Below are 22918 nucleotides of genomic sequence, written 5' to 3'. Positions count from 1 at the left end.
TCTCAGAGGTAGAGGCCGAACCCGTGCCGGGCCGCGGCCGGGTCGGGGAGGTCGGCGGGGACGTCCGCCGGGGTGAGCTCGCGGAGCAGGTCGCCATCGTCGGCGCCGGGGCCGGCGGCGATCCGTGCCGCCTGGGCACGGGCGGCCCGCTCGAACAGCGCGCCGGCCAGCCGGGCGTTCCGCAGCGCCCCGGAGCGGCGCCGCGCCCGCAGCACCCCGCGCACCGCCTCCGCCGTGCCCGGGGCCAGCCGGAACCCCGCCTCGTGCGCCCGCTCGGCGAAGACCTCGGCCAGCTCGCCCTCGGACAGGTCGGGGAAGTGCAGCCGCCGGGTGAACAGGGCGTCCAGCCCGGGGCGGGCGGCCAGCAGGCCGGGCAGCTCCTCGGCCGGCCCGGCGGCGATCACCAGCAGGTCGTGCCGGTGCGCCCCGACCTGCCGGAGCAGCGCCTGCACCGCCTCGTCCGCCGCGGTGTCGGTGCCCGGCCGGGCGAACACCTCGTGCGCCTCCTCCACCAGCAGCACCCCGCCCGCGGCCGCGCGCACCGAGGTCTCCACCAGCGCGGCGCTCTGCCCAGGGAACGCGCCCACCAGGTCGTCCCGGCCGACCCGCACCAGGTGCCCGGAGGAGAGCAGGCCGCGCCGCCCGCAGACCGCGCCGGCCAGCTCGGCGACGGTGCCCCGGCCGGTCCCCGGCCCGCCCAGGAAGACCATGTGGTCCACCGCCCCGGAGGCGGTGATCCCGGCGGCCCGCCGGGCCTCCTCCACCCGGGCGCGGGCGTCCAGCTCGCGCAGCTCCCGCTTGGCCTGCGCGGCGCCGGCCAGCCGGTCGGCCCGGGTCAGCGGGTCGGACGGCGGCACCGGGCCGACCCGGGCCCCGGCCGACACCGGGACGTCGGCGGGCAGCAGCTCGCGCAGCTCCTCCGGGGAGCGGTCGCGCCCGTCGGTGATCCGCTCCGCCTGCAGCGCGGTGGCCCGCTCCAGCAGGTTGCGGACCAGCCGGGCGTTGCCGAACGCCTCGTCCCGGGGGGCCGCCTGGAGCAGCCGGCGGACCCGCGCCGCCGTCCCCTCGGCCAGGGTGAACCCGGCCTCGGCGGCCATCGCGGCGAAGATGTCGCCCAGCTCGCGGTCGGTGTAGTCGGGGAAGCCCAGGTGGCGGGGGAACCGGGAGGCCACCCCGGGGTTGGAGGCGAGGAAGCGGGCCATCTCCTTCTGGTAGCCGGCCACGACCACCACCAGGTCGTCCCGGTGGTCCTCCATCAGCTTGAGCAGGGTGGCCACCGCCTCCGGGCCGAAGTCGTTGCCGGAGTCGGACTGGGTGAGGGTGTAGGCCTCGTCGATGAAGAGCACCCCGCCCAGGGCGCTCTTCACCGCCTTCTCCACCTTGGGCGCGGTCTGCCCGATGTACTCGGCGACCAGGTCGGCGCGGCCGGTCTCCACCAGGTGCCCGGAGGAGAGCAGGCCCAGGTCGGCGTAGATCGCGCCGAGCATCCGGGCCACCGTGGTCTTGGCGGTCCCCGGGCTGCCCATGAACACCATGTGCCGGGCCGGGGCGGCGACCGGGACGCCCGCCTCGGCGCGCATCCGCTCCGCCCGGGCCTCGGCCGCGTACAGCCGGACCTCGCGCTTCACCGACTCCAGCCCGACCAGGGCGTCCAGCGCGGCCATCGGGTCCTCAGGGCGCTCCGCGGCGCCGCCCGGCGCGCCGATCGACGGGGCGCGCAGCCCGGCGGTGTCCGGGACGTCCTCCTCCAGCAGGGCGCGGAGCGCGTCGCCGCCGGCGCCGTCCGCGGTGACCCGCCGCGCCTGGCGGGCCGCGGCCCGGTCGAACAGGGCGCGCGCGGTGCGGGCGCCGCCGAAGCCCGGCCCGCGCGAGGTGCGGCGGAGCACCCGGCCGGCCTTGGCGACGGCGGCCGGGTCGGGCGCGAAGCCCTCCCGCTCCGCGGTGCGCGCGAAGACGTCGGTGAGCTCCGCGGCGGTGTGGTCGGCGAACTCCAGCCGGCGCGGCACCCGGGAGGCCAGCCGCGGGTTCCCGGCGAAGAACCGGGCGAGGTCCTCCCCGGTGTCGGCGAAGACCACCACCAGGTCGCCGCGGTGCTCGTCCATCAGCGAGACCAGCGTGGAGACCGCGTCGTGGCCGAGGGCGCGGGCCGAGTCGGTCTCGGTCAGCGCGGCGGCGCCCTCGATCAGCAGCACCCCGCCGAGCGCCCCCTTGACCACCTGGTTCACCCGGGAGGCGACCTGCACCGCGTAGTCGGCGAGCAGGTCGGCCCGGTGCGTTTCCACCACGTGCCCGGAGTGGAGCAGCCCGTGCTCGGCGTAGATGCGGCCGAGGATGCCGGCGACCGTCGACTTGCCGCTGCCGGGCCCGCCGGCGAACGCGAAGTGCCGGCCGGCGGGGCTCGCCTTCAGCCCGGCCCGGGCGCGGGCCTGCTCGGCGCGGGCCTCGGCGTCGACCGCGTGCACCTCCCGCTTCACCGACTCCAGTCCGACCAGGGCGTCCAGCTCGTCCAGCGGGGCGGCCTCCGCGGTCTCGCCGTTCCCGGCGGTCCGCTCCGCGCCCTCGTCCGGGGCGTCCGGGGCGTCCGCGCCGGAGCCGTCCGCGGTGCCGCGGCCGGCCAGGCCGTCCACCGCCATCCGCCGGGCGGGCGGCGCGCAGTACCGGCGCAGGTCCATCTGGAAGCCGAAGACCGGCAGCGGGGTGCCGCCCTTGGGCTTGCGCAGCACGTCGTCGTCGCTGGAGGCGAGCGCGACCGCGCACCGGGTGCCCATGTCCAGCCAGGTCCGGCAGGTGTCGGCCTCGCCGGCCACCACCCCCTCCCACAGCCAGATGCGCGCCTTCTGCTGCCATTCGCCCAGGTCGAAGGAGCCGGAGGTGGCGGCGTACCGCTTGGCGGCCCTGCGGTAGCCGCCCGCCCCCAGGACCTCGGTGGCCACCGGGGAGACGCCGGGCAGCTCCATGCCGTGCGCCATGGAGACCAGGACGTCGGTGATCGGCGGGACGTCGTGCGCGACCGCGCCGAGCCGCTCGTGCGCGGCGAGGAACTTCGGGTAGGCCCAGCCGAGCAGCCGCTGCGGCTCGGCGAACTCGGTGATCTCGGGGAAGTACCTGCCGTCCAGCCAGCGGCCCCAGGCCCGGCGGAGCTCGTAGGGGGAGGCGGTGAGGTCGAACTCGTGCGCCTCGGGGTCGGCGGCGCGCTCGCGGAGCAGCTCCTGCATCGCCCTGCGCCGGCTCTCCCACGGCACGATCCCGGCGGCGGCGTCCAGGATCTCGCCGAGCACGGTGAACATGATCTCCCGGTCCTCGGCGCCCCGGGACACCTCGATGAGCCCGTACCCCGGCGGCAGCCGCAGGTCGTCGAAGATCCACCGCACCGGGTCGGTGCTCGGCGAGGCGTTGGTCAGGTGCTTCTCGACCAGCAGCGACGGCAGGCAGGAGTGGCTGCCGGCGTTGACCCGCAGCGCGCCGGAGATCACCACCAGGTGGTCGAGGACCTCGTAGACCAGCCGCCGGCGGCGCGCCCCCGCGTCCCCGGCGGGCGCCCCGGGCGGGAACACCAGGCCCCGGCCGTCCTCGATCACCATGGTGAGCAGCTCGGAGATCTCCCCGATCAGCCCGTCCGGCACGCGCCACGGGCCGTGCTCGTAGACGTCCAGCACGGGCTCGTCGGTCAGCAGCGGTTCCAGGTGCTCGGGCAGGCGGATCACCGTCAAGGCGGCTCCTTCGCGAAGGGGGGAGGGGAGCGGGCCGCCGGGGCGGCCCCGTGTGCTGTGAGGATATGCCCCGGATGTGACGGTGGCGGAAGTGAATTCCGCCGCCTGTGGACGGACCCCCGCCCCGCGCCCGCCGGAGACCGGGGGCGCCCTGGTCACAGCCCGGCCCTGCCGGTGGCCCAGTAGGGCTGGGTGGAGACCCCGGAGCGGGGGACGCCGAACCGGTCCAGCAGCAGGCGGCGGACCCGCTGCACGGTCTGGCCGTGGCCGGAGAGGTAGACGTGCCCGCCGCGGTGCGCCTCCTCCCAGGCGCCCCGGTCCAGGGCGGCGAGGAGCGCGGCGCCGGGCTCCGGCCCCGCCTTCAGCACGGTGAACCCGGGCAGCAGCGCGGAGGCGAACGCGGTGTCCTCGGCGGGCACCTCGATCAGGCCGGTGACGGCCTCCGGGGAGGCGGCGCGGACCTGGAAGGCGCGCCACAGCCCGGCCGTGCTCGCGTCGCCCGCCCCGGTGAACCGCTCCACCGGGCGCATCCGGAACGCGCGGGCGGCGACCGGGCGGGTGGCGTGCACGGTGTCGCCCTCCTTCAGCGCGTCCAGCCACCGCTCCCCGGGCGACCGCCGCTCGGCGGGCCGGCCGGCCGAGTGCACCTGGAACAGCACGCTCATCGTCCCGGAGACGGTGTCCAGCACCTCCGGCGTGTAGTGCCGGAACAGCGTCGGCGCGACCCGGAACGCCAGGGCCTGGCACGGGTCCCAGTCGTGCCCGCGCAGCGCGCCGCAGTCGAAGTGCACCCGGCGGAACCCGGGGGAGGGGGCCTCGATCCCGGTGACCGCGCACGGGATGCCGCGGCGCTCCACCGCGGAGGCCAGCAGGGACGGCATGGACGGCATGGGGACCCGCCTTCGCTCGAAGGAATCGGAACGGAGGCGAGTATAGGTTAGCCTTGCCTATTTGCAACAGGTGTAGGAAACTGGTCGCGGTGCCGGGCCCGCTGGTTCCGCGCGGGGCCCGGGCCGCCGGCCGCCCCGGGGCGCGGAAGGCGGCGCTCCAGGCCCGCCGCTCCGGGAACACCCGGGTCCGGAACGGAGAGTAGGGTCGTTCGCCATGGACCGCCGACCCGTACCGCCCTCGCGGGCGGCCGGCCGACGCCCGGGCCGCCCGGCCACCGTCACCCGCACGGCCCTGGCCGACGCGGTGCTGCGGCTCGGCTTCCCCGGGCTCACCGTCTCGGCGGTGGCCCGGGAGCTCGGTGTCAGCCACGCCAGCCTCTACCGCCACGTGACCGGCCGGGAGCAGCTCATCGCCCTGGCCCTGGACCGGATCGTCGCCGCCGCCCCGTGGCCGGAGCCGGACGGCGGATGGCGCGCCTACCTGGCGGGCACCGCCGGAACCCTGTGGGACCTGCTCGACGCCCACCCGGGCCTGGCCGCGGAGATGGCCGTCGCGGCGCCGCTCTCCCCGGCCGCGGTGGAGCGGATGAACACCTTCGGCACGGCCCTGCTCGGCCACGGCTTCGCCCCCGCCGACGCGGTGCTCGCCTGCGACCTCGTCGTCGACCTCGCCTGCGACGTGCACGCGCTGTGGGAGCGGATCGACGGGCCGCACGACCCAGGCGCCGCACATGCCGCCGGGGCGCTCGCCCCGGAGCTGCGCACCGAGTTCACCGCCGTGCTCGCCGCCGACCCGCGCTCCTGGTTCGAACGCAAGCTCACCGTGGTCCTGGACGGCGTCGCCGCAGGCCTGGCCCCGGACTGAGAGACTGTTGGGTATGCGGTCGGTCGCTCAGGGGGTTCGGCCGCCCCGGCCTGCAGCGCCGTAGCGACCCGCGGCACAGCGCCACCTCGTTGAGCCCCCTCAACGAGGCAGCGCCGTGGTGCGGGGGTCAGGGGAGGGCCGCGCCCCCGCCGCCGGCCGTCACTCGGAGAGGTACTGGGTGATGCGGATGTGGTTGCCGAACGGGTCGCGCACGGCCATGTCGCGGCCGTAGGGGCGGGTGGTCGGCTCCTCGGTGATCTCGACGCCGGCCTTCCGCAGCCGCTCGTGCTCGGCGTCGACGTCGTCGCTCTCCAGGATCATCCAGCTGGTGGTGCCGAGCTCGGTGAGCTCGCGCAGCCGCTCCGCGGTCTCCTCGGTCCCGGTGGCCGTCTCGTCGCCGATGCGCTGCAGCAGCACCATGCGCTTGGGCGCGCTGGGCAGTGCGACGGTCAGCCAGCGCATGTTCCCGAGCTCGACGTCGGTGTCGACGGCGAACCCGAGGCGCTTGACGTAGAACTCCAGGGCGGCGTCCTGGTCGGTGACGTACATGGGCGTGATGGCGATGTCCTTGAGCATGCCCGAAGTCTAGAAAGGTCGAACGTGAGTTCGCTTCTCCGATCCGACCCTCCGCGTTTCGCCCCTGACCGGACACGTCCGGACCTGCCGGTCCATGCGCTCCGCTACCGGGGCCGGGCCGCCTCGCGGGCGAAGCACGCGGGGATCCCGGGCAGCGGCCCCCGGGCCCGGTGCCGGGTCGGCGTCTCGCCGACCATGCGGACGAACCTCCGGGTGAACGTCCCCAGGCTCTCGTAGCCGACCTCGCGGGCGATGTCGGTGACGCTGAGGCCGGTCGAGCGGAGCAGCCGGCAGGCGCGCTCGATGCGCCGGCGGCAGAGGTAGGCGTGCGGGGACTCGCCGAACGCCGCGCGGAAGGAGCGCCGCAGGTGCGTGGGGGAGGCCAGTCCGACCCGCGCCAGCCGGGCGCTGTCCCAGGACCCGGCGAAGTCCCGGTCCAGGGCGTCCTTGACCCGCAGCATGCGGCGCGCCGTCGATTCGCTCGTTCCCGTGGCCATAGGGCCAGGTTAGAACCGGCCTGCGACATCGGCCGCGGGGCCGGAGCGGGGCGAGGGCCCCACCGGCGGTGTCCGGCCCCGGCCGGAGCCGGGGCCGGACACCGGTCTACTCCCGGTCGGCCCAGACGCCGGTCTCCGCGGTGCGCCGGACCCAGTCCGCGAAGCCCGCGGCGGGGCGGCCCAGGGCCTGCCGGACCCCGTCGGCGGGGCCCGAGGTGATGCCGGCGCGGTGGATCGCGAACATCGCGTCCAGCAGGCCCGCCACCGGCTCCGGGAAGCCCTGGCCGGTCAGCTCGGCGCGGTACTCCTCGGGGGAGATCTCGGTGAACCGGACCGGCCGGCCCGTCGCCTCGCCGATGATCCGGGCGGCGTCGGCGAAGGTCAGGTCCTCCGGGCCGGACAGCTCGTAGACCCGGCCCGCGTGGCCGTCCTCGGTGAGCGCGGCCACGGCCACCGCCGCCACGTCCTCGGTGTCCACGAACGGCTCCGGGGTGTCGCCGATCGGCAGCGCCAGCCGGCCCGCGAGCACCGGGTCCAGCCACAGGTCCTCGGTGAAGTTCTGGAAGAAGTTGTTCGGCCGGAGGATCGTCCACTCCGCCCCGGACTCCCGGACCGCTGCCTCGGCGGCGGCCATCCCCGCACCGAAGCCCGCGTCGGGGCCGACCTTGTCCATCCCCCGGCCGGACAGCACCACGAACCGGCGCACCCCGGCCGCCGCGGCCTCGGCCGTGAACGACTTCACCGGCTCCGTCTCCTCCGGCGCCACCAGGTACACCGCGGACACCCCGGCCACCGCCGGGCCCCAGGTCCCCGGGTCGGTCCAGTCGAACGCCGTTTCGCTCCGCCGGGACGCCGCGCGGACCGGCACCCCGGCCTCGGTCAGCCGCCGGACCACCCGCCGCCCGGTCTTCCCGGTCGCCCCGAGCACCAGGACCTCGCCGCCGCGCGCCGCTTCGTTCACCGTGTTCTTCTCGTTCTCGTCCATGGCCCCGAGTCAACCGGGGACAGCCCGCCGCGGACATGGCCGACCGTCCGCCGCGCATAGGAGCGGGTGCGCATCCGCGCCCGCGCGCGGCCCGGCAGAGGTCCTGAAAGTAGAAGGGGCGCCCCGCCGCGCATCCGCCCGCCGGGGTGATGCCGCACACCCGGGCGGGCGCCGACCGGGCACCGGCCGGGCGATCGGCCCGCTGTGCCGGGGGCGCGGGGCGGTGTGGCCCACGCGGCCCGCCCCTGTGCTTCGGTTCATGCTCCCACCAGGGACTTCTACGGCGCCCGCGGTCCGTTACGGGTGTTTCGTGCGCCTGTGTCAGGCCGAGCCTTGACCCTCCCCGGCGCCGCTCTTTGCCATCGGGCCTCCGGCCGCCCTCCGCGGCCGGCCGCACCCACGTTCCCGCGAGAAGGAGGGCACGATGCCCATCGCTCTGTGGGCGCTCACACTGGGCGCCTTCGGTATCGGCACGACCGAGTTCGTCATCATGGGCCTGCTGCCCGAAGTCGCGGGAGACCTCGGCGTCTCCATCCCCACCGCCGGCCACCTCATCTCCGGCTACGCCGCCGGCGTGGTGGTCGGCGCGCCGCTGCTCGCCATCGCCGGGTCCCGGCTGCCGCGCCGGACCATGCTGATCGCCCTGCTCGCGCTCTTCACCGTCGCCAACGCCGTCTCCGCGGTGGCCCCCGGCTACGAGGCGCTGCTCGGCGCCCGGGTGCTGGCCGGGCTGCCGCACGGGGCGTTCCTCGGCATCGGCTCCGTGGTCGCCGCGGACATGGTCGCCGGGCACCGGCGCGGCCAGGCGGTCGCCCGGGTGCTGCTCGGCCTGACCCTGGCCAACGTCGTCGGGGTGCCGCTGGGCGCCCTGATGGGCCAGCAGATCGGCTGGCGCTGGGCGTTCGCCGCGGTCGCGGTGGTCGGCGCCGCCTCCCTGGTGGCGCTCCGGCTCGCCCTCCCCGAGCAGCCCCGCCCCGCGCCGATCCCGGTCCGCGCCGAACTGCGGGTGTTCCGCCGCCCCCAGGTGCTGCTCGCGTTCGCCGTGGTGGTGTTCGGCTTCGGCGGCAGCTTCGCGGCCTACAGCTACATCAGCCCGATGCTGACCGAGGTCACCGGGTTCCAGGGGGCGAGCGTCACCCTGGTGCTGGCGCTGTACGGCGCGGGCATGACGGTGGGCGCCATCGCCGGCGGCCGCCTCGCCGACCGCGCCCCGATGCCCACCCTGTGGCTGTTCACCGGCGCGCTCGCGGTGCTGCTCGCGCTGTTCACCGTGACCGTGGCGAGCCCGGTCCTGGCGCCGGCCACCTTCTTCCTGATCGGCGCGACCGGCTTCATCGCGGTCACCAGCCTGCAGACGATGATCCTGGACCGGGCCCGCGAGGCGCCCGGCCTCGCCGCGGCTGGCATCCACTCCGCCTTCAACATCGCCAACGCGATGGGCGCGACCCTCGGCGGCGCCGCCATCGCGGCCGGCTTCGGCCCCGCCTCGCCCAGCATGGTCGGCGCCCTCCTCTCCGCGGTCGGCCTCGGCCTCGCCCTCCTGATGGGCCTCCCCGCCCGCCGCCCCGCCCCGGTCGCCGAGGCGGAAGCACTCCTGGAAGCCGCCGACCCGGCCCTGGAACCGGCCCGCGCCTGACCACTTCCGGAGGGGCGGGGCCCGGCGGGAATCCCGGTACACGGGGAGGAATCGGGTGTTTGTTGGTTTTCGGCGTGGGCAGGGTGATGCACGGCAGCAGTGCGGGAGGCCGCCGCGGAGTCTCCCCGGTGCTGCGGCAGCCTGGCGCATTGTGCGGCCCGGCCGGCGAGCCGCCCTCACCCGGGAGGGGAGGGACGGCGGGAACGGCGGCCGCGGCGCTTCCAGGCGAGAAGGACAGGAGAGCGGCGGTAGGGCGTCCCGCCCCACCGCTGCCGCGCACTGCCGTGAAGGAGGCGTACTGAACACCATGAGTGCTGCAATGACCGGTATCCAGGACCGCTACCCGACACGCGTCATCGCCGACACCCGGCCCGACCTGATCGAGCGGACCGAGCCGGCCGTGTGGCCCGGTACGGCGCAGGGGCCGGCCACTCCCGAGGAGCTCCGCGCCCACGAGGAGAACGGCTTCCACATCACCCGGGGCCTGCTCAGCGGCGAAGAGGTCCGCTCCTTCCGCGAGGAGCTGTCCGCGCTGACCCGCGACCCGGAGGTGCGGGCGGACGAGCGCACCATCGTGGAGAAGGAGTCGGAGGAGGTCCGCTCGGTCTTCGAGGCGCACAAGATCAGCGAGCGGGTCGAGAAGCTGGTCCGCGACCCCAAGGTGCTCGACCGCGCCCGGCAGATCCTCGGGTCCGACGTCTACGTGCACCAGAGCCGGATCAACTACATGCCCGGCTTCCGGGGCAAGGGGTTCTACTGGCACTCCGACTTCGAGACCTGGCACGCCGAGGACGGCATGCCGGGCATGCGATGCGTGAGCCTGTCGGTGGCGCTGACCGACAACCACCCCTACAACGGCGGCCTGATGCTGATGCCCGGCGCGCACCGGACCTTCGTCCCCTGCCTGGGCGGCACCCCGGAGGACAACTACAAGTCCTCGCTGAAGGAGCAGCGGATCGGCGTCCCCGCCGAGGACGACATCGCGCTCCTCGCCGACCGGCACGGGATCGAGCAGTTCACCGGCCCGGCCGGGTCGGCGCTGTGGTTCGACTGCAACAGCATGCACGGGTCGGGCAGCAACATCACGCCCTTCCCGCGCTCGAACGTCTTCATCGTGTTCAACAGCGTGGAGAACGCCCCGGTGGAGCCGTTCGCCGCGGACCGGCGCCGCCCGGAGTTCATCGCGTCCCGGGACTCCACCCCGGTCCACTACTGACCGGGGACGCGATCGGGTAGACGGTCGTCCGGCCGGGGCGGCGCCGCGCCGCCCCGGCCGGGCCGGCACTACAGGTGCGCCTTGATGAACTGGGACATGATCTGCTTGGCCGCGGCACCGGTGACCCGGTCGCCGAAGTCCTGCCGGGACCCCTCGGCCTTGCGCGCCGCGAGCACCGCCTTGGAGGTGTCCGGGCCGTAGTCCCCGTCGATCCCGCTCTCCCCGACCGAGTGGCCGGCCTTCACCAGCAGCTCCTGGAGGAACTTCACCCGCTCCCCGCTGTCGCCTTCGCGCAGTCCGACCATGTCGTCCTCCAAACTCCCGCTACCGGGCGGCTTGCTGAACGTTCCGTTCCTGACCAGTGCGTAGGCCTTGTCCCCCGGGCACGAGGTGGAGATGAAGTCCCGGTGCCCCTTGACGGTCCCGGCGACGCTCTGCTCCATCAGCCAGGCCCGCAGCTGCCGGACCGCCTCGATCTGCGCCGACGTGGGGTCCTCCGACGGCCCGCCGGCCAGCGTGCACGAGTAGTACGTGGTGTTGCCCCCGGGCTGCGCGGCCTGGGTCTTCTTCAGCCCCCGCCCCTCGAACACGTAGCCGTGCGGACAGGCGAAGAAGGAGTTCCCGGTGAAGTACACCGTCCCCGCGCGCCGGGCCAGCCAGGTGCCGTCCGGGGTGGTCGGGCACCAGATGCGCCCCTCGTAGGCCTCCCGGGTGACGGTGAACGCGGATCCCCGGGGAGCGGGCCGGGTCTGCGGGTGCAGCTCGACCCTCCACGTTCCGCGCTCCGCGGGAGCGGCGAGGGGGACCCGGTGCAGCGAGGCCGCGTGCCCGGCCAGGACCGCGGCGAACTGGAACGCCTCGGCGGCCGCCGGGTCCTTCCGGTGGATCACCGCAGACCCGTCGGCGCGGTCTTCCCCGCCCAGCCGCGAAACCTCGATGAAGAGCGCGAGCTGCGCCCGGGTGAGGGCGCGGAGGAAACCGTGCTTCGGTGCCCCGTCGCGCGTGTGCTCCAGCAGGACGCGCTCGGCGCCGGAGGAGAGGCGGAACTCCGCGAGGCCGCCGCTGCGCGCTTCCCGCCATCGAGGGGCGGTGCCCGGATCCCCGCCGGGGCGGGGCGACGGAGCGCAGGGCGGCCCGAAGAGGCCGTGCAGGGCGGCCCGGATCCGCGCGGTGCCGCCGGGGTCCTTCTCCTCCGACCAGCGGAGCAGCGCCTCGGCCCCCGCCGTGCGGGCCCCACCGCTCACCCACGCCACCAGCTCGACCAGCTCATCGGAGTACTTCGGGGCGTCGGGCAGGTCGGAGCAGGGGACCCCCAGCGGCACCCGGTCGCCGCGGTCGAGCGATTCGGTGGTCGCCCAGCGGCGTTCCAGGGCGTCGCCGGTCCACCGCTCCACCGGCCAGCGGTGCCCCGGGGTGGTCAGGGAGGAGTGGCCGCTCCCCTCCATCCGGACCAGTTCCCGGTGCATGGCGGGGAAGACGTTCACCGCCAGCAGCGGCCGCCACCGGGACAGCCCGGTGGTGTGGTCGAGGGTCAGGACCAGGTCGCCTTCGGAGACCTCGGTGAACCCGCGCCAGCCGTTCTCGGTCAGGATCTCGGTCTCTTCGTCGACGCAGTACCCGATGTCCACCCAGCCCCGGGACGGGCCGGTGTGGAAGTCGCGGGTGTTGTTCCAATAGGTCGTGCACGCCGAGTGCGCCTTCTCGCCGAGCCGGGTCTCCGAGGAGTCGTAGTGGATCACCAGGCCCTTCGTCGGGTTGGCTCCGGAGGCCGGGGACGGCCCCCACCCGAGGTCGGACCGGGACACGTATTTCTTCGGTCGCGGCATGACACCTCCCGTAAGCGCAAAATAACCCAGTGCGATGCTTCTGGGGAGGGAGGTCGCGAAATTAACCGGTGAATTCACCGTCCCGACGGTTCGCGGTGCGGAGTTCCGGAGGAGTTCCAGTGGAGTTCCGGCATGGTTCGTCCGATTAGGTGTAATTCGCGGGGCGGGGGTAAAAGGACGCTCGGAGACAGGTGCACCACCGGGCCCCGACGCATCAGCGGCCCCGGTGGTTGTCATCGCGGCCGACTCCGGCCTGCGGGCGCCCGTGCGGATCGGAGAGCGCTACGGTTGAACCGGCCCGCCATAGAGCGGGGCCGCCCGGCGACCCCCCAGCCGGAGCGGGGCCGGTCGGCGAGCGGGGCCGGCCGTCCCCGCGTCAATCCCCTGGGGGGCGCCTGGGTGCACGGCGGGGCGGTGTCCACCGGCCCGGGCCGCGCACCCCTTTTTCTTTTTCCTCCCCTTTTCACCTGCGCCTTTCCATGCGCCGCCGGGTCCGCCGACCGGGCGGCCCCGTTCCCGTGCGCACCCCTTTCCTCTTTTCAAGGGCCGTACGGCCGACCCGGAAGGGCCGACGAAAGTCGCGGGTCCGGTACCGACGGAGGTCCTGTGAAAGCCACCGGAACCTCCTTCCGGCCATGCCCGGGATCGGCTCTACGGCCGAAGAGAAGGGCGCCGGGGCGTCCCTAGTGTTCCCGCAGGGCCGGTCGGGGCACCGCCGGTCCGGCCCCGTCCAGACCACCGCCCCGGCATTGGAGTCCCGATACCCATGCTCCGAACGACCCTGGCCGGCCTGCGCCTGTACAAGGCCAGACTCGCCACAACGGTCCTGGCCATCGCCCTCGGCGTCGCGTTCGTCACCGGGACGCTGGTCTTCAGCGCCACCCTCGAAGAGGCGTTCAGCGCCCAGGTGATGGGCTCGGCCGACGACTACGCCGCCATCGCCCGGGTGGAGGCCCCCGCGGGCGAGGAGGCGCCCCTGCTCACCGGAGACGACCTGGAGGCGGTCCGCGCGCTGGACGAGACCGCCGGGGCCGCGGGCATCACCAAGGGCGCCGCGCCGCTGCTGGACGGGGAGGGGCGCGCGGTGGGGTCGATGCCCACCGCCGCGCTCTCGGTCGGCGAGGGCACCCGGTACGCCCCCGCCGAGGGGCGGCTGCCGGAGGGCCCCGGCGAGGTCGCGCTCTCCACCTCCTCGGCCGAGACGACCGGCTACGGCATCGGCGACACCGTCACCGTGCTGGACCCCGACGGGGAGAGGCGCCGCTTCACCGTCGCCGGCCTGATCGACTTCGGCACCGACACCGAGCTGGCCTACCGCGGCGCCGTGGCGTTCGACCAGGCCACCGCCGAGCGGATGACCGGCGTCGAGGGCTTCGTCGAGATCGACGCGACCGGCGCCGAGGGCGTCCCGGACCGGGAGGTCGCCCGGGCCGTCGCGGAGGCCGTGGGCGGCGCGGCCGAGGTGCGGACCGGCCGGGCCACCGGCGAGCTGATGGCCGAGGCCGCCGGGGCCCAGGCGGAGGTGGTCGGCACCGGCCTGCTGCTGTTCGCGCTGGTCTCGCTCTTCGTCGCCGGGATCGTCATCTACAACACCTTCGCCATCCTGTTCGCCCAGCGCCGCCGCGAGACGGCCCTGCTGCGCTGCGTCGGCGCCGGGCGCGGCCAGGTCCTCCGCGGCCTGCTGCTGGAGGCCCTCGCCATCGGCCTGGTCGCCTCCGCGCTGGGCGTCGCCGCCGGCATCGCCCTGGGCCGGGTCGGCTTCGAGGTCGGCGGCGAGCTGTTCGGCGGGGTGCCCGGGTCGGTCGGGCCGGTGGTCGGCGTGCTGCCGGTCGCGGCGGGGATGGCCGCCGGGGTCGGGATGACGCTGGTCGCCGCCGTCGCCCCGGCGGTGCGGGCGATGCGGGTGCCGCCGCTGGCGGCGCTGCGCGACGGCGCCACCGCCCAGGGGCTCGGCCGGGAAGCGGTGCGGTGGCGCGTCGCCGCGGCCGCCGCGACCGGCCTGGTCTCGGCCGGCCTGCTGTGGGCCGCGGGCGGGCAGGACGAGCCGACCACCGCCATGGCGGTCGCCGCCGCGGCCGGGATGACCGCCTTCCTCGGGGTCGCCGCCGTCGCGCCGCTGCTGGTGCGCGGGGTGGTCGCCGCGGTCTTCCCGCTGATGCGCCGGACCGGGGTGCCGGGCATGCTCGCCGCGGACAACTCCCGGCGCAGCCCCAAGCGGGCCGCCGCCGCGATGCTGGCGCTGACCGTCGGCGCCGCGCTGATCAGCGGGTACGCGGTGCTGAACGCGTCGATGCAGGAGACCCTCACCGAGAAGCTGGAGCGGAAGTTCCCGGTGGACTACACCGTCGGCGCCCCCTTCGACGACGAGGACGCGGTGGTGCCGGGCCGGGTCGTGCGGGCGCTGCGCGAGGCGCCGGAGGTGGAGGCGGTCTTCGAGAAGCGCGCCGCGGCCACCGCGCTGGACGGCGGCGGGACCGAGGCCGTCGCCTACTACGGCGCCGAACTCGGCGAGGACGTCGGTGTCGAGGAGGAGGCCGGAGACCTGGCCGACGTCGCCCCGGGCCGGGTCGCGGTCTCCGCGGGCGCCGCGGGGGGCGCCGGGGTCGGCGACGCCGTCAGCCTGGACACGGAGAGCGGGGAGCGGTCCTACGAGGTCGCCGCGGTGCTCCCGGAGGACCAGGGCATGAACGGCGTGACGATGGTCCGGGCCGACTTCGAGGAGGCCTTCCCCGGGGTGCGCGAGCCGGTGTCGGTGCAGCTGCGCGGGGCCGACGGCGCGGCCGGCCCGGAGCTGCGCGACGCCGTGTACGACGCGGTCGCCGACGACCCGCTGCTCCAGGTGATGTCCAGCGCCGAGATGAAGAGCCAGTTCGAGGACGCGATGAAGACCGCGTTCCTGGTGATCACCGCGATGCTCGGGCTGGCGGTGGTGATCGCGGTGTTCGGCGTGGCCAACACCCTGACGCTGTCGGTGCTGGAGCGCACCCGGGAGTCGGCGCTGCTGCGTGCGCTCGGGCTGAGCCGCGGGCAGCTGCGCCGGATGCTCGCCGCCGAGGCGGTGCTGCTCTGCCTGATCGGCGCGGGCGTCGGCATCGGCCTGGGCGTGCTGTTCGGCTGGGCCGCGGGCCGGGCGGCCCAGCCCGGCATGCTGTTCGCGCTGCCGGTCGGCCAGATCGCCGGGTTCATCGCGGTGGCCGCGGCGGCGGGCCTGCTCGCCTCGGTCCTGCCGGCCCGCCGCGCCGCCGGGGCCTCGATCGCCGGGGTCCTCGCCGCCGAGTGAGGCGGCGGGGAAAGGAATGAAACGGCCCGTCCGCCCCTTCCGGGCGGATGGGCCGCCTTCTTGTGAAGGGGGCGTGATATTTCCGTTCGGGCGTTCGGTCTTCCGGTGAAAAGAATGTCGCGGAGTGTCCGCGGATTTTCACCGGAATTTGTATGTCGCTGTTTGGAACGGGCGGACCCCGCATGAGAGACGTTTCCGTGGGAGAGGGAACGAACGTGAGGAGAGGTCCATGTCCTACGGATCCGGGACCGGAAGCGGGGCCGCCCTGGCCGCCACGGGAATGGCGGCCGGCTACTCCTGGCTCGTCGCCGCGGGGCTGGTGCTGGTCGTCGCCGGAGCACTGCTCATCAGGGTGAGCTTCCGCCGCGGCCGCGGGCCGATGGCGCGGTGACGGGGGAAGGGGCGGTGCGCGCCGAGGAGGAGAAGGCGGAAGAAAAGAAAGGGAAGGAAGAGAAGGGAATCGGCGCGGAACGGGAGGAGGCGGCGGCGCCCACCGGGGAATGCGTCCGGCCGAGGGCGATGCTGCTGCTCGGGGCGGTGCCGGTGGCGGGCTTCGCGGTGTGGGGCGCGATGCACGTGGTCGAGGTCGTCGAGCTGGTCCAGGAGCCCCGGGCGAGCATGGCGGTGCTGTGGCTGGCCACCTTCCTGCTGCTGTGGTGGATCCCGGTGGCCTGGCTGGAGCGGCCGATCAGGGCCGCCGAGGAGGACCGGGACGGCCTGGACGCGCTGGTGGTCACGGTGCAGGTGCCGGTCTACAACGAGGACCCCGAGGTGCTCCGGGCCTGCCTGCGCTCGGTCCTCGGGCAGAGCCGGCGGGTGGACCGGATCCGGGTCGTCGACGACGGCTCGGCGGACCGGGAGACCGGCGAGCCGGTCCGCTACGACGGGGTGCGCGAGGAGTTCCTGGCCGAGGCCGGGGAGCTGGGCATCGACGCCGGCTGGGAGCGCACCGAGAACCGGGGGAAGCGGTTCGCGCAGATGCACGTGCTGGCCGAGGACGACGCGGACGTGTTCGTCACCCTGGACAGCGACTCGGTGCTGGACCGGCACGCGGTCCGGGAGGGGCTCCAGCCGTTCGCCGACCCCGGGGTCCGCTCGGTCGCCGGGCAGGTGCTGGTGCTCAACCACGGCGCCACCTGGCTCACCCGGCTGACCTGCATCCTCTACCTGCCGTTCAGCCGGGGCATGCGCAGCGCCCAGTCGGTGCTGCGCCGGGTCACCATCAACTCCGGGACGCTGGCGTTCTACCGGGGCGACACGGTGCGCGCGTGCGCGGGGGCCTACGAGAACGAGCACTTCTGGGGCCGCCCCATGCAGATGAACGACGACTCGATGCTCACCTTCTACGCGCTGCTGGAGGGCGACACCGTCCAGCAGCCCTCCTCGATCGTCTTCACCCTGGTCCCGGAGCGGCTCGGGCACTACTTCGGCCAGCAGCTCCGCTGGATGCGCGGCACCACGGTGCGGCACCTGTGGTGGCTGCGGTACATGCCGCTGCGCGGTGCGGTCTTCTGGATGACGGTCGCCGAGTACCTGCACCTGCTCCTCGCCTACCTGGTGCCGATCGCGGTGCTGCTCGACGACGGGCTCCGGGCGCAGCTGGGCTCGATCGCCCTCGCCGCGCTCCAGGTCGGCCTGGCGCTGAACTACCTGATGGCGCTCCGGCTGTTCACCGTGCGCAGGAGCGACCAGTCCGCGGCGCGGATGCTCCTGCTCTACCTGCTCTCGCCGCTCGCCGCGGTGTGGCGGCTGGTCGTGCTGCGCCCGGTCTACCTGTACTCGGTGCTGACCTGCCGGCGGATCACCCGCTGGGGCACCCGGGACGCCGTCGAGGTGGTGCTGGCCGGCCGCGCCGGCTGAACCGCGCGGCTCGGAGCACCGGGGCCGGAAGGCGCGGGCCGGACCGCGCGGATCGGACCGCACGGCCTGAAGCGCGCGGCCCGAAGCGAATGGAACGGGGGAGCGGGCCCCGGACCGGCACCGGCCGGTCCGGGGCCCGCTCCGCCGAGGGCGGTGCGGACCGGCCGCACCGCAGGTCAGCCGCGCTCTCCGCGCTCCCGGCGGGCCCCCGGGGTGCGGCCGCGCAGGGCGGCCGCGGCCCGGGCGGCGAGCACCGCGGTGCACGCCGCGGTCAGCACCGAGGCGAACAGGACCGCGGTCGGGGCGGTGTAGCCGGCCTGCAGCCAGGTCGCGTCCCGGCCCTGGGCGGCCAGGGAGAGCAGCCGGTGCACGCTCGGCCCGACGGCGGCCGCCGCGACCAGGGGCAGGCAGCGGGCGGCCGCGGCCCAGCGCCGGCCCCGCCGGTCCGCCCATCGCCGGTCCACCCACAGCGGGGCCCGCAGCACCCCGCGGACACCGAGCGCCGCGGCGGCCGCCGCGGCCCCGATGAACAGCACGTCCACCCAGAACAGCAGGGTGTCGGCGGACCCGCCCGGCTCGCCGCCCTCGGCCAGCGCGGTGAGCCCCGCGACGAGCGCCGAGGCGTCGCCGCGGCCCAGCCCGGTGTCGGCCATGACCGCGATGCCGACCCCGCTCTCCGGCAGCAGCCGCTGCTCGGCGGTGAAGGTGAACTCGATCCCGCCGTGCCCGACGTACTCGGTGCCCGCCGGGGTGGTCCCGGTGGTCCAGCCCAGGCCGGTGCGGCCGTCGGGGGCGGACGCGCGGTGCGTCTCGGCGATGCCCTCCGCGGAGAGGATCCGCTCCCCGCCGGGGAGCGCGCCCCCGGCGTTCTGCGCGATGAGCCAGGCGGCCATGTCGTCGGCGGTGGTGACGACGCCGGCCGCGCCGTCGAAGAACCCGTCCGGCTCCGGGACCGCGATCGGGGCGCCGAGCACCGCGATGTGCCCCCGGGCCACCCCGGCGCCGGCCAGGTCGCCGCTGCCCCCGACGGTGGTGCTGCCGTCCATGCCCAGCGGTTCGAAGACGCGCTCCCGCAGGTACTCGCCGAACGGCCGGCCGCTCACCTCCTCCACCAGCCGCGCCGCCACGTGGTAGTTGGGGTTGGTGTAGTGCCACTCGGTGCCGGGGTCGGCGACGAGCACCGCCTTCTCCAGCCGGGCCACGGCCTCCTCCAGGTCGCCGGGCTGCGGCTCGCTCTTCTCCCGGAACCCCTGGTCGGACATGCCGGAGCTCTGGTCGAGCAGCTGCCGCACGGTGATCCGGTCGCTGCGGGGGTCGGCGGTGCCGAACTCCGGCAGCTGCTCGCGGACCGGCCGGTCCAGGTCGACCTCCCCGTCCTCGGCGAGCTGCATCACGGCCAGCGCGGTGAACGCCTTGCTGACCGAGGCCACCCCCATCGGGGTGTCGGCCGCCATCGGCTCCCCGGCGGAGGTCTCCCCGTAGCCGGCGGCGCGCACCACCTCGGTGCCCCGGGTGACGGCGACCGCCACCCCCGTCGCCGCGGAGGAGTCGAGGTGGTCCCGCACGTAGGCGTCGACCGCCTCCGCCGTCAGCCCGTCCGCCGCGCCCGGAGCGGCCTCCGCCGCCGCCCCCGCCGCCGGACCGCCCGCGGCCAGCAGCACCGCCGCCGCGCAGGCCGCCGCCGACCGCACCCATCCCGTTCCCGCACCCACCGCACCGCTCCCTTCCCGCGCCGCCCCGGTCCCCCGAACCGTAGAAGCCGGGCCCGCCCCGGCACCCGTCCCGAAAGTCGGCGGCCACCCCTGACTTCCGTCGTATCTCCCCGGGGCCCCGACCGGGGCGTGTCGCACCCGGCTGGCAGGGTCGTCCGCATGCCCCTGACGCACCCGCTCCTCCTGCCCGCCGCGCACCTGTTCCCCAGCGGCGGCCCCCCGGCCGAAACGATCGGCTTCAAGCACCTGGCCGCGGCCTTCTCCGAATCCGGCGACTGCTACGTACTCTCCGGGTTCGCGCGCATGGTCGCCGGCCTCGAGCGGTACATCAACGGCCAGCTGGTCACGCGCTACCGGCCCGACGGCACCCCGGCCGGGTGCCTGGTCATCCGGCTGACCGCCGTAGAGGAAGGAGACGAGTCCTCTTCGGGGATCCGCGGCCACGCGACCGACCTGTGCGTGCTGCCCGACGGCGCCGTGGCGCTGAGCTCGCCGGACAACCGGACGTTCCTGGTGGATGCGGACCTGACCGGGCTCGCCGGGACCTGGGACGGGAACTACGGGCGAGCCGCCGGGGAGTTCCGGCCGGACGTCCCCGAGCACATCAAGAGCTCCTTCGCGGCCATGATCCGGCCCACCCCCTCCGGGCGGCTGCTCTGCGTGCTGTCGGAGTTCGAGATGAGCATGGTGGCGGGCGGCGTCCTCAACCTCATCGGCACCGCCCGGGGGCCGCTGACCCCGGACCACCGGCCGGAGGTCGACGTCTTCGCCTGCCTCCGGCTGCCGGACGGCCCCGGACCGAACCGCTCCCTCCCCATCCCCTACACCTCGTACGCCGGCGCCCCCGCCGGAGGCGAGCACCGCCCCGGCCCCGGGCTGGCCGCGGAGGCCCGGGCCCGCTGGCCGGAGCTGCGCTGGTTCCGGCCGAGGCTGGGCGCCCCCGCCGTGGTCGCCGAGGACCGCTATCTCGTCCCGGTCTTCGACGCCTTCCGGCCGGACCGGTGGAGCGAATACGTCTACGCCCTGGTGGACGGCTCCGGTGCGCTGGTCGGGCGGCTGGACGGGCCCGGCAAGGGGAAGAGCTCTCCGTTCCCCGGGGAGCACTACGAGGTGGCGGCCGACCCGGAGCGCGGCCGGGTGTTCCACGTCAACGAGTCCGGGCTGTACGTGTGGTCGGCGGAGGGGGAGCGGCTCGCCGCGCTGCCCGCCGCGGACAAGGCGTACCGCGCCCTGAAGCGGATGCACCTGATGGGCTGCGCGCCGGACGGCTCCCTGCTCCTCGCCCGGCACGACCACAACCTGCTGCTCCGCATCGAGGTGCCCGACGACCTGGACCGGCTCGGCCCCGCGGTGGAGGCGGCACTGTCCGACCACGTCCGCACCCGGAACCGGCTGAAGAAGGCGCACACCCCCGTCGACTGGCTGTGGACCACTCCGGACGCACCGGTCTTCCTGTAGCCGGACCGGTCTCCGGCGCCGCGGGGAGCGCGCCCCGCGGCACCGGCCGGGGTCACAGCGCGGCGATCTTGTCCAGCAGTACCGAGCGCTGGTGCTCGTTGCCGGTGAGTTCGGCGGCGCGGTGCAGTTCCCCGCGGGCCTCGGCGGTGCGGCCCAGGCGGGCCAGGAGTTCGCCGCGCACGCTCGGCAGCAGGTAGGAGCCGCGGAGGCGGGCGGCGTCCACCCGCTCGTCGACGATGCGCAGCGCCGCCGCCGGGCCGACCGCCATCGACACCGCGACCGCCCGGTTCAGGGTGACGACCGGGTTCCGGGTCAGCCGCTCCAGCGCCTCGTACAGGGTGACGATCCGGTCCCAGTCGGTCTCCTCCGCGCTGCCCGCCCGGGCGTGGCAGGCGGCGATCGCGGCCTGCAGCGCGTAGGGGCCCCGGCCGCGGCCCGCCGCGTCCGAGCGGGCGAGCGCGGCGAGCCCGCGGGTGATCTGCCCCCGGTCCCACCGGCTCCGGTCCTGGTCGGCGAGGAGGACGGGGGCGCCGCCGGGGCCGGTCCGGGCGGCGAACCGGGAGGCCTGCAGCTCCATCAGCGCGACCAGGCCGTGCACCTCGGGCTCCCGGGGGACCAGCGCGGCGAGCATCCGGCCGAGCCGCAGCGCCTCCGCGGCCAGGTCGGCGCGGAACCACCGGTCCCCGGAGGTCGCGGCGTACCCCTCGGTGAAGACCAGGTAGACGACGGAGAGCACGCCGGCCAGCCGCCCGCCCCACTCGTCCGGGTCGGGCACCTCGAACGGCACCCGGGCCGCGGTGAGCGTCTTCTTGGCCCGCACGATCCGCTGCTGCATGGCCGGCACCGGGACGAGGAACATCCGGGCGATCTCCCCGGAGGTCAGGCCGCCGACCACGCGCAGGGTGAGCGCGACCTGCGCCTCCCGGGAGAGCACCGGGTGGCAGGCGGTGAAGACGAGCTTGAGCACGTCGTCCCGGATCGGCTGCCACTCCTCCTCGGGCGCGGTCTCCAGGTCGCGCCCGATCACCCGGTACCGCTCGTCGAGGCGCTCCCGGCGGCGCCACCCGTCGATCGCGCGGCGCTTGGCCACCGAGGTGAGCCAGGCGCCCGCATTGCGCGGGACGCCCGACTCCGGCCACCGGCGCAGCGCCTCGGCGACCGCGTCCTGGGCGAGGTCCTCGGCCAGGCCGACGTCGCCGACCATGCGCGCGACGGTCGCCACGACCTGCGCGCCCTCGATCCGCCAGACCGCCTCGACGGTGCGGTGCGCCTCGGCGGCGGCGCCGTCCGTGCCCCGGCTCATTCGGTACCGAGCTCCTTGCGCCAGGCCTTCTCCTTCTCCACGTACTCGTTGCCGGCGAACTCCTCGAAGTCGGCCTCCTCGTGGACCCGGCGCACCTCCATCTTGCTGCCGGCGCCGAGCGGGGCGCGCTTGGCCCACTCCACGGCCTCCTCCTTGCCGGAGACCTGGATCAGCCAGAAGCCGTTGAACAGCTCGTGCGTCTCGCCGTACGGGCCGTCGGTGACGATGGGGTCCTCGGCGGAGAAGTCGACCACCGCCCCCTCCTCGGCCTCGGCGAGCCCCTCCCCGCCGATCATGACGCCGGCGTTCATCATCGCCTCGTTGTAGGCGCCCATCGCGTTGAGGATCTCCTCGAAGGGGACCTGCTTCGACGCCTCGGCCGCCTCGTCGCTGTCGCGCATGATGAGCATGAACTTCATGGTGGCGCTCCCGTCGGGATCGGCGCCGCGGATCGGCGCCTCTCACTAAGGACGTCGAACGGCGCGCGGACGCATCGACACCGCGGCGGAAATTTTTTCTCCGCCCCGCTCCGCCCCCGGGCGGAGGGGCGGACGGGGAGCGGCCGCCGTCCCTGGACCCGGGCCCCTCCGCGCTTTCGGAACGCTTCCGCGCGGTCGCGGATCGGAGCGGATTGCTAAGCAGAGTTGAGCCTGACGCGAGGCCTGGTTGCTGAAATGTGACGGTCCTGCGAGCGGATGAGCACCGGGGGGAGCCATCAGCGGCTTGAACGCTCGCGGCCTGCGATTACCTCGGGATGCGGTGGCCGGGCCCCTTGCCGGGGCCCGCGCCCACGATATGGGGAGTTCGTCATGCGATTCACACTTCTTGGATCGGTCGAGGCGATCGGCGGCGGGGGGATCTGCACGCCCCCCGCGCCGAACGTGCGCCAGGTGCTGGCGCTGCTGCTGGTGCGGGTCAACCGGCTGGTGCGGGTGGACTCGCTGATCGAGGCGCTGTGGCGGGAGGCGCCGCCCAAGAGCGCGATGACCACCGCGCAGACCTACATCTACCACCTGCGCAAGATGATCGAGCGCGAAGGCCTGGCCGAGCGGGGCGAGCAGGTGCTGCAGACCCAGTCCTTCGGCTATGCGCTGCGGGTGGCGC

General features: G+C 75.1%; 17 protein-coding genes. 8 read left to right on the top strand and 9 right to left on the bottom strand.

Annotated elements, in window-relative coordinates; all coding sequences use genetic code 11:
• Nucleotides 1–2: 2 nt before the first annotated feature.
• Complete coding sequence (locus D459_RS0125620) at nt 3–3704, bottom strand: AAA family ATPase (protein ID WP_241485129.1); 3702 nt, start codon at nt 3702–3704, stop codon at nt 3–5.
• A gap of 161 nt (nt 3705–3865) precedes the next feature.
• Nucleotides 3866–4600 (bottom strand): siderophore-interacting protein, encoded by a 735-nt coding sequence (locus D459_RS33880; RefSeq protein ID WP_017595857.1) that lies wholly within the window; start codon nt 4598–4600, stop codon nt 3866–3868.
• 214 nt (nt 4601–4814) lie between these two features.
• Here D459_RS33880 and D459_RS32785 point away from each other — a divergent pair, with 214 nt between their 5' ends.
• The gene (locus tag D459_RS32785) at nt 4815–5465 is read left to right on the top strand and encodes a TetR/AcrR family transcriptional regulator (RefSeq protein ID WP_017595855.1); all 651 of its coding nucleotides are present in this window, start codon (nt 4815–4817) and stop codon (nt 5463–5465) included.
• A 159-nt stretch (nt 5466–5624) separates the two neighbouring features.
• Here D459_RS32785 and D459_RS0125600 read toward each other — a convergent pair whose 3' ends face one another.
• The 3 genes from D459_RS0125600 to D459_RS0125590 form a co-directional block, all read right to left on the bottom strand.
• The gene (locus D459_RS0125600) at nt 5625–6041 is read right to left on the bottom strand and encodes a VOC family protein (protein ID WP_017595854.1); all 417 of its coding nucleotides are present in this window, start codon (nt 6039–6041) and stop codon (nt 5625–5627) included.
• 104 nt (nt 6042–6145) lie between these two features.
• The gene (locus tag D459_RS0125595) at nt 6146–6538 is read right to left on the bottom strand and encodes a helix-turn-helix transcriptional regulator (protein WP_206540804.1); all 393 of its coding nucleotides are present in this window, start codon (nt 6536–6538) and stop codon (nt 6146–6148) included.
• 106 nt (nt 6539–6644) lie between these two features.
• Nucleotides 6645–7523, bottom strand: coding sequence for an NmrA family NAD(P)-binding protein (locus tag D459_RS0125590; protein WP_017595852.1), 879 nt, complete (start codon nt 7521–7523; stop codon nt 6645–6647).
• 424 nt (nt 7524–7947) lie between these two features.
• Between D459_RS0125590 and D459_RS0125585 the strand changes: the two genes are divergently transcribed.
• Both D459_RS0125585 and thpD read left to right on the top strand, forming a co-directional pair.
• Complete coding sequence (locus D459_RS0125585; RefSeq protein ID WP_017595851.1) at nt 7948–9159, top strand: MFS transporter; 1212 nt, start codon at nt 7948–7950, stop codon at nt 9157–9159.
• Nucleotides 9160–9466: 307 nt separating this feature from the next.
• On the top strand, nt 9467–10375 hold the full coding sequence (gene thpD / locus D459_RS0125580; protein ID WP_026120757.1) for an ectoine hydroxylase: 909 nt from the start codon (nt 9467–9469) through the stop codon (nt 10373–10375).
• A gap of 68 nt (nt 10376–10443) precedes the next feature.
• On the opposite strand, the gene D459_RS32780 is transcribed toward thpD, so the two are convergent.
• On the bottom strand, nt 10444–12201 hold the full coding sequence (locus D459_RS32780; protein WP_051065541.1) for an N-acetylmuramoyl-L-alanine amidase: 1758 nt from the start codon (nt 12199–12201) through the stop codon (nt 10444–10446).
• A gap of 766 nt (nt 12202–12967) precedes the next feature.
• Here D459_RS32780 and D459_RS0125570 point away from each other — a divergent pair.
• From D459_RS0125570 to D459_RS0125560, 3 genes are all read left to right on the top strand, one after another.
• Nucleotides 12968–15481, top strand: coding sequence for an ABC transporter permease (locus D459_RS0125570; RefSeq protein ID WP_017595848.1), 2514 nt, complete (start codon nt 12968–12970; stop codon nt 15479–15481).
• A gap of 229 nt (nt 15482–15710) precedes the next feature.
• Entirely contained in the window at nt 15711–15872 is a 162-nt protein-coding gene (locus D459_RS34735; protein WP_017595847.1) for an LPXTG cell wall anchor domain-containing protein, read from the top strand.
• Nucleotides 15869–17341 (top strand): glycosyltransferase, encoded by a 1473-nt coding sequence (locus D459_RS0125560; protein WP_241485128.1) that lies wholly within the window; start codon nt 15869–15871, stop codon nt 17339–17341. Before D459_RS34735 ends, D459_RS0125560 begins: the two co-directional genes overlap by 4 nt.
• Before the next feature lie 176 nt (nt 17342–17517).
• Here D459_RS0125560 and D459_RS35965 read toward each other — a convergent pair whose 3' ends face one another.
• On the bottom strand, nt 17518–19053 hold the full coding sequence (locus tag D459_RS35965) for a serine hydrolase domain-containing protein (RefSeq protein ID WP_161634177.1): 1536 nt from the start codon (nt 19051–19053) through the stop codon (nt 17518–17520).
• A 159-nt stretch (nt 19054–19212) separates the two neighbouring features.
• Here D459_RS35965 and D459_RS35960 point away from each other — a divergent pair, with 159 nt between their 5' ends.
• Nucleotides 19213–20511, top strand: coding sequence for a hypothetical protein (locus D459_RS35960; RefSeq protein WP_017595844.1), 1299 nt, complete (start codon nt 19213–19215; stop codon nt 20509–20511).
• Nucleotides 20512–20563: 52 nt separating this feature from the next.
• Here D459_RS35960 and D459_RS0125545 read toward each other — a convergent pair whose 3' ends face one another.
• Nucleotides 20564–21814: an RNA polymerase sigma factor gene (locus tag D459_RS0125545; protein WP_017595843.1), complete on the bottom strand. Its 1251-nt coding sequence runs from the start codon at nt 21812–21814 to the stop codon at nt 20564–20566.
• The gene (locus D459_RS0125540) at nt 21811–22233 is read right to left on the bottom strand and encodes a YciI family protein (RefSeq protein ID WP_017595842.1); all 423 of its coding nucleotides are present in this window, start codon (nt 22231–22233) and stop codon (nt 21811–21813) included. The genes D459_RS0125545 and D459_RS0125540 overlap by 4 nt, the downstream gene beginning before the upstream one ends.
• 390 nt (nt 22234–22623) lie before the next feature.
• Here D459_RS0125540 and D459_RS35615 point away from each other — a divergent pair.
• A partial coding sequence (locus D459_RS35615) for an AfsR/SARP family transcriptional regulator (RefSeq protein WP_040711080.1) occupies nt 22624–22918 on the top strand: 295 nt, incomplete at its 3' end.

It is taken from the genome of Nocardiopsis potens DSM 45234 (genome assembly GCF_000341105.1).
Taxonomy (GTDB): domain Bacteria; phylum Actinomycetota; class Actinomycetes; order Streptosporangiales; family Streptosporangiaceae; genus Nocardiopsis_A; species Nocardiopsis_A potens.
This window is presented reverse-complemented; position numbering and strand designations above follow the sequence as displayed.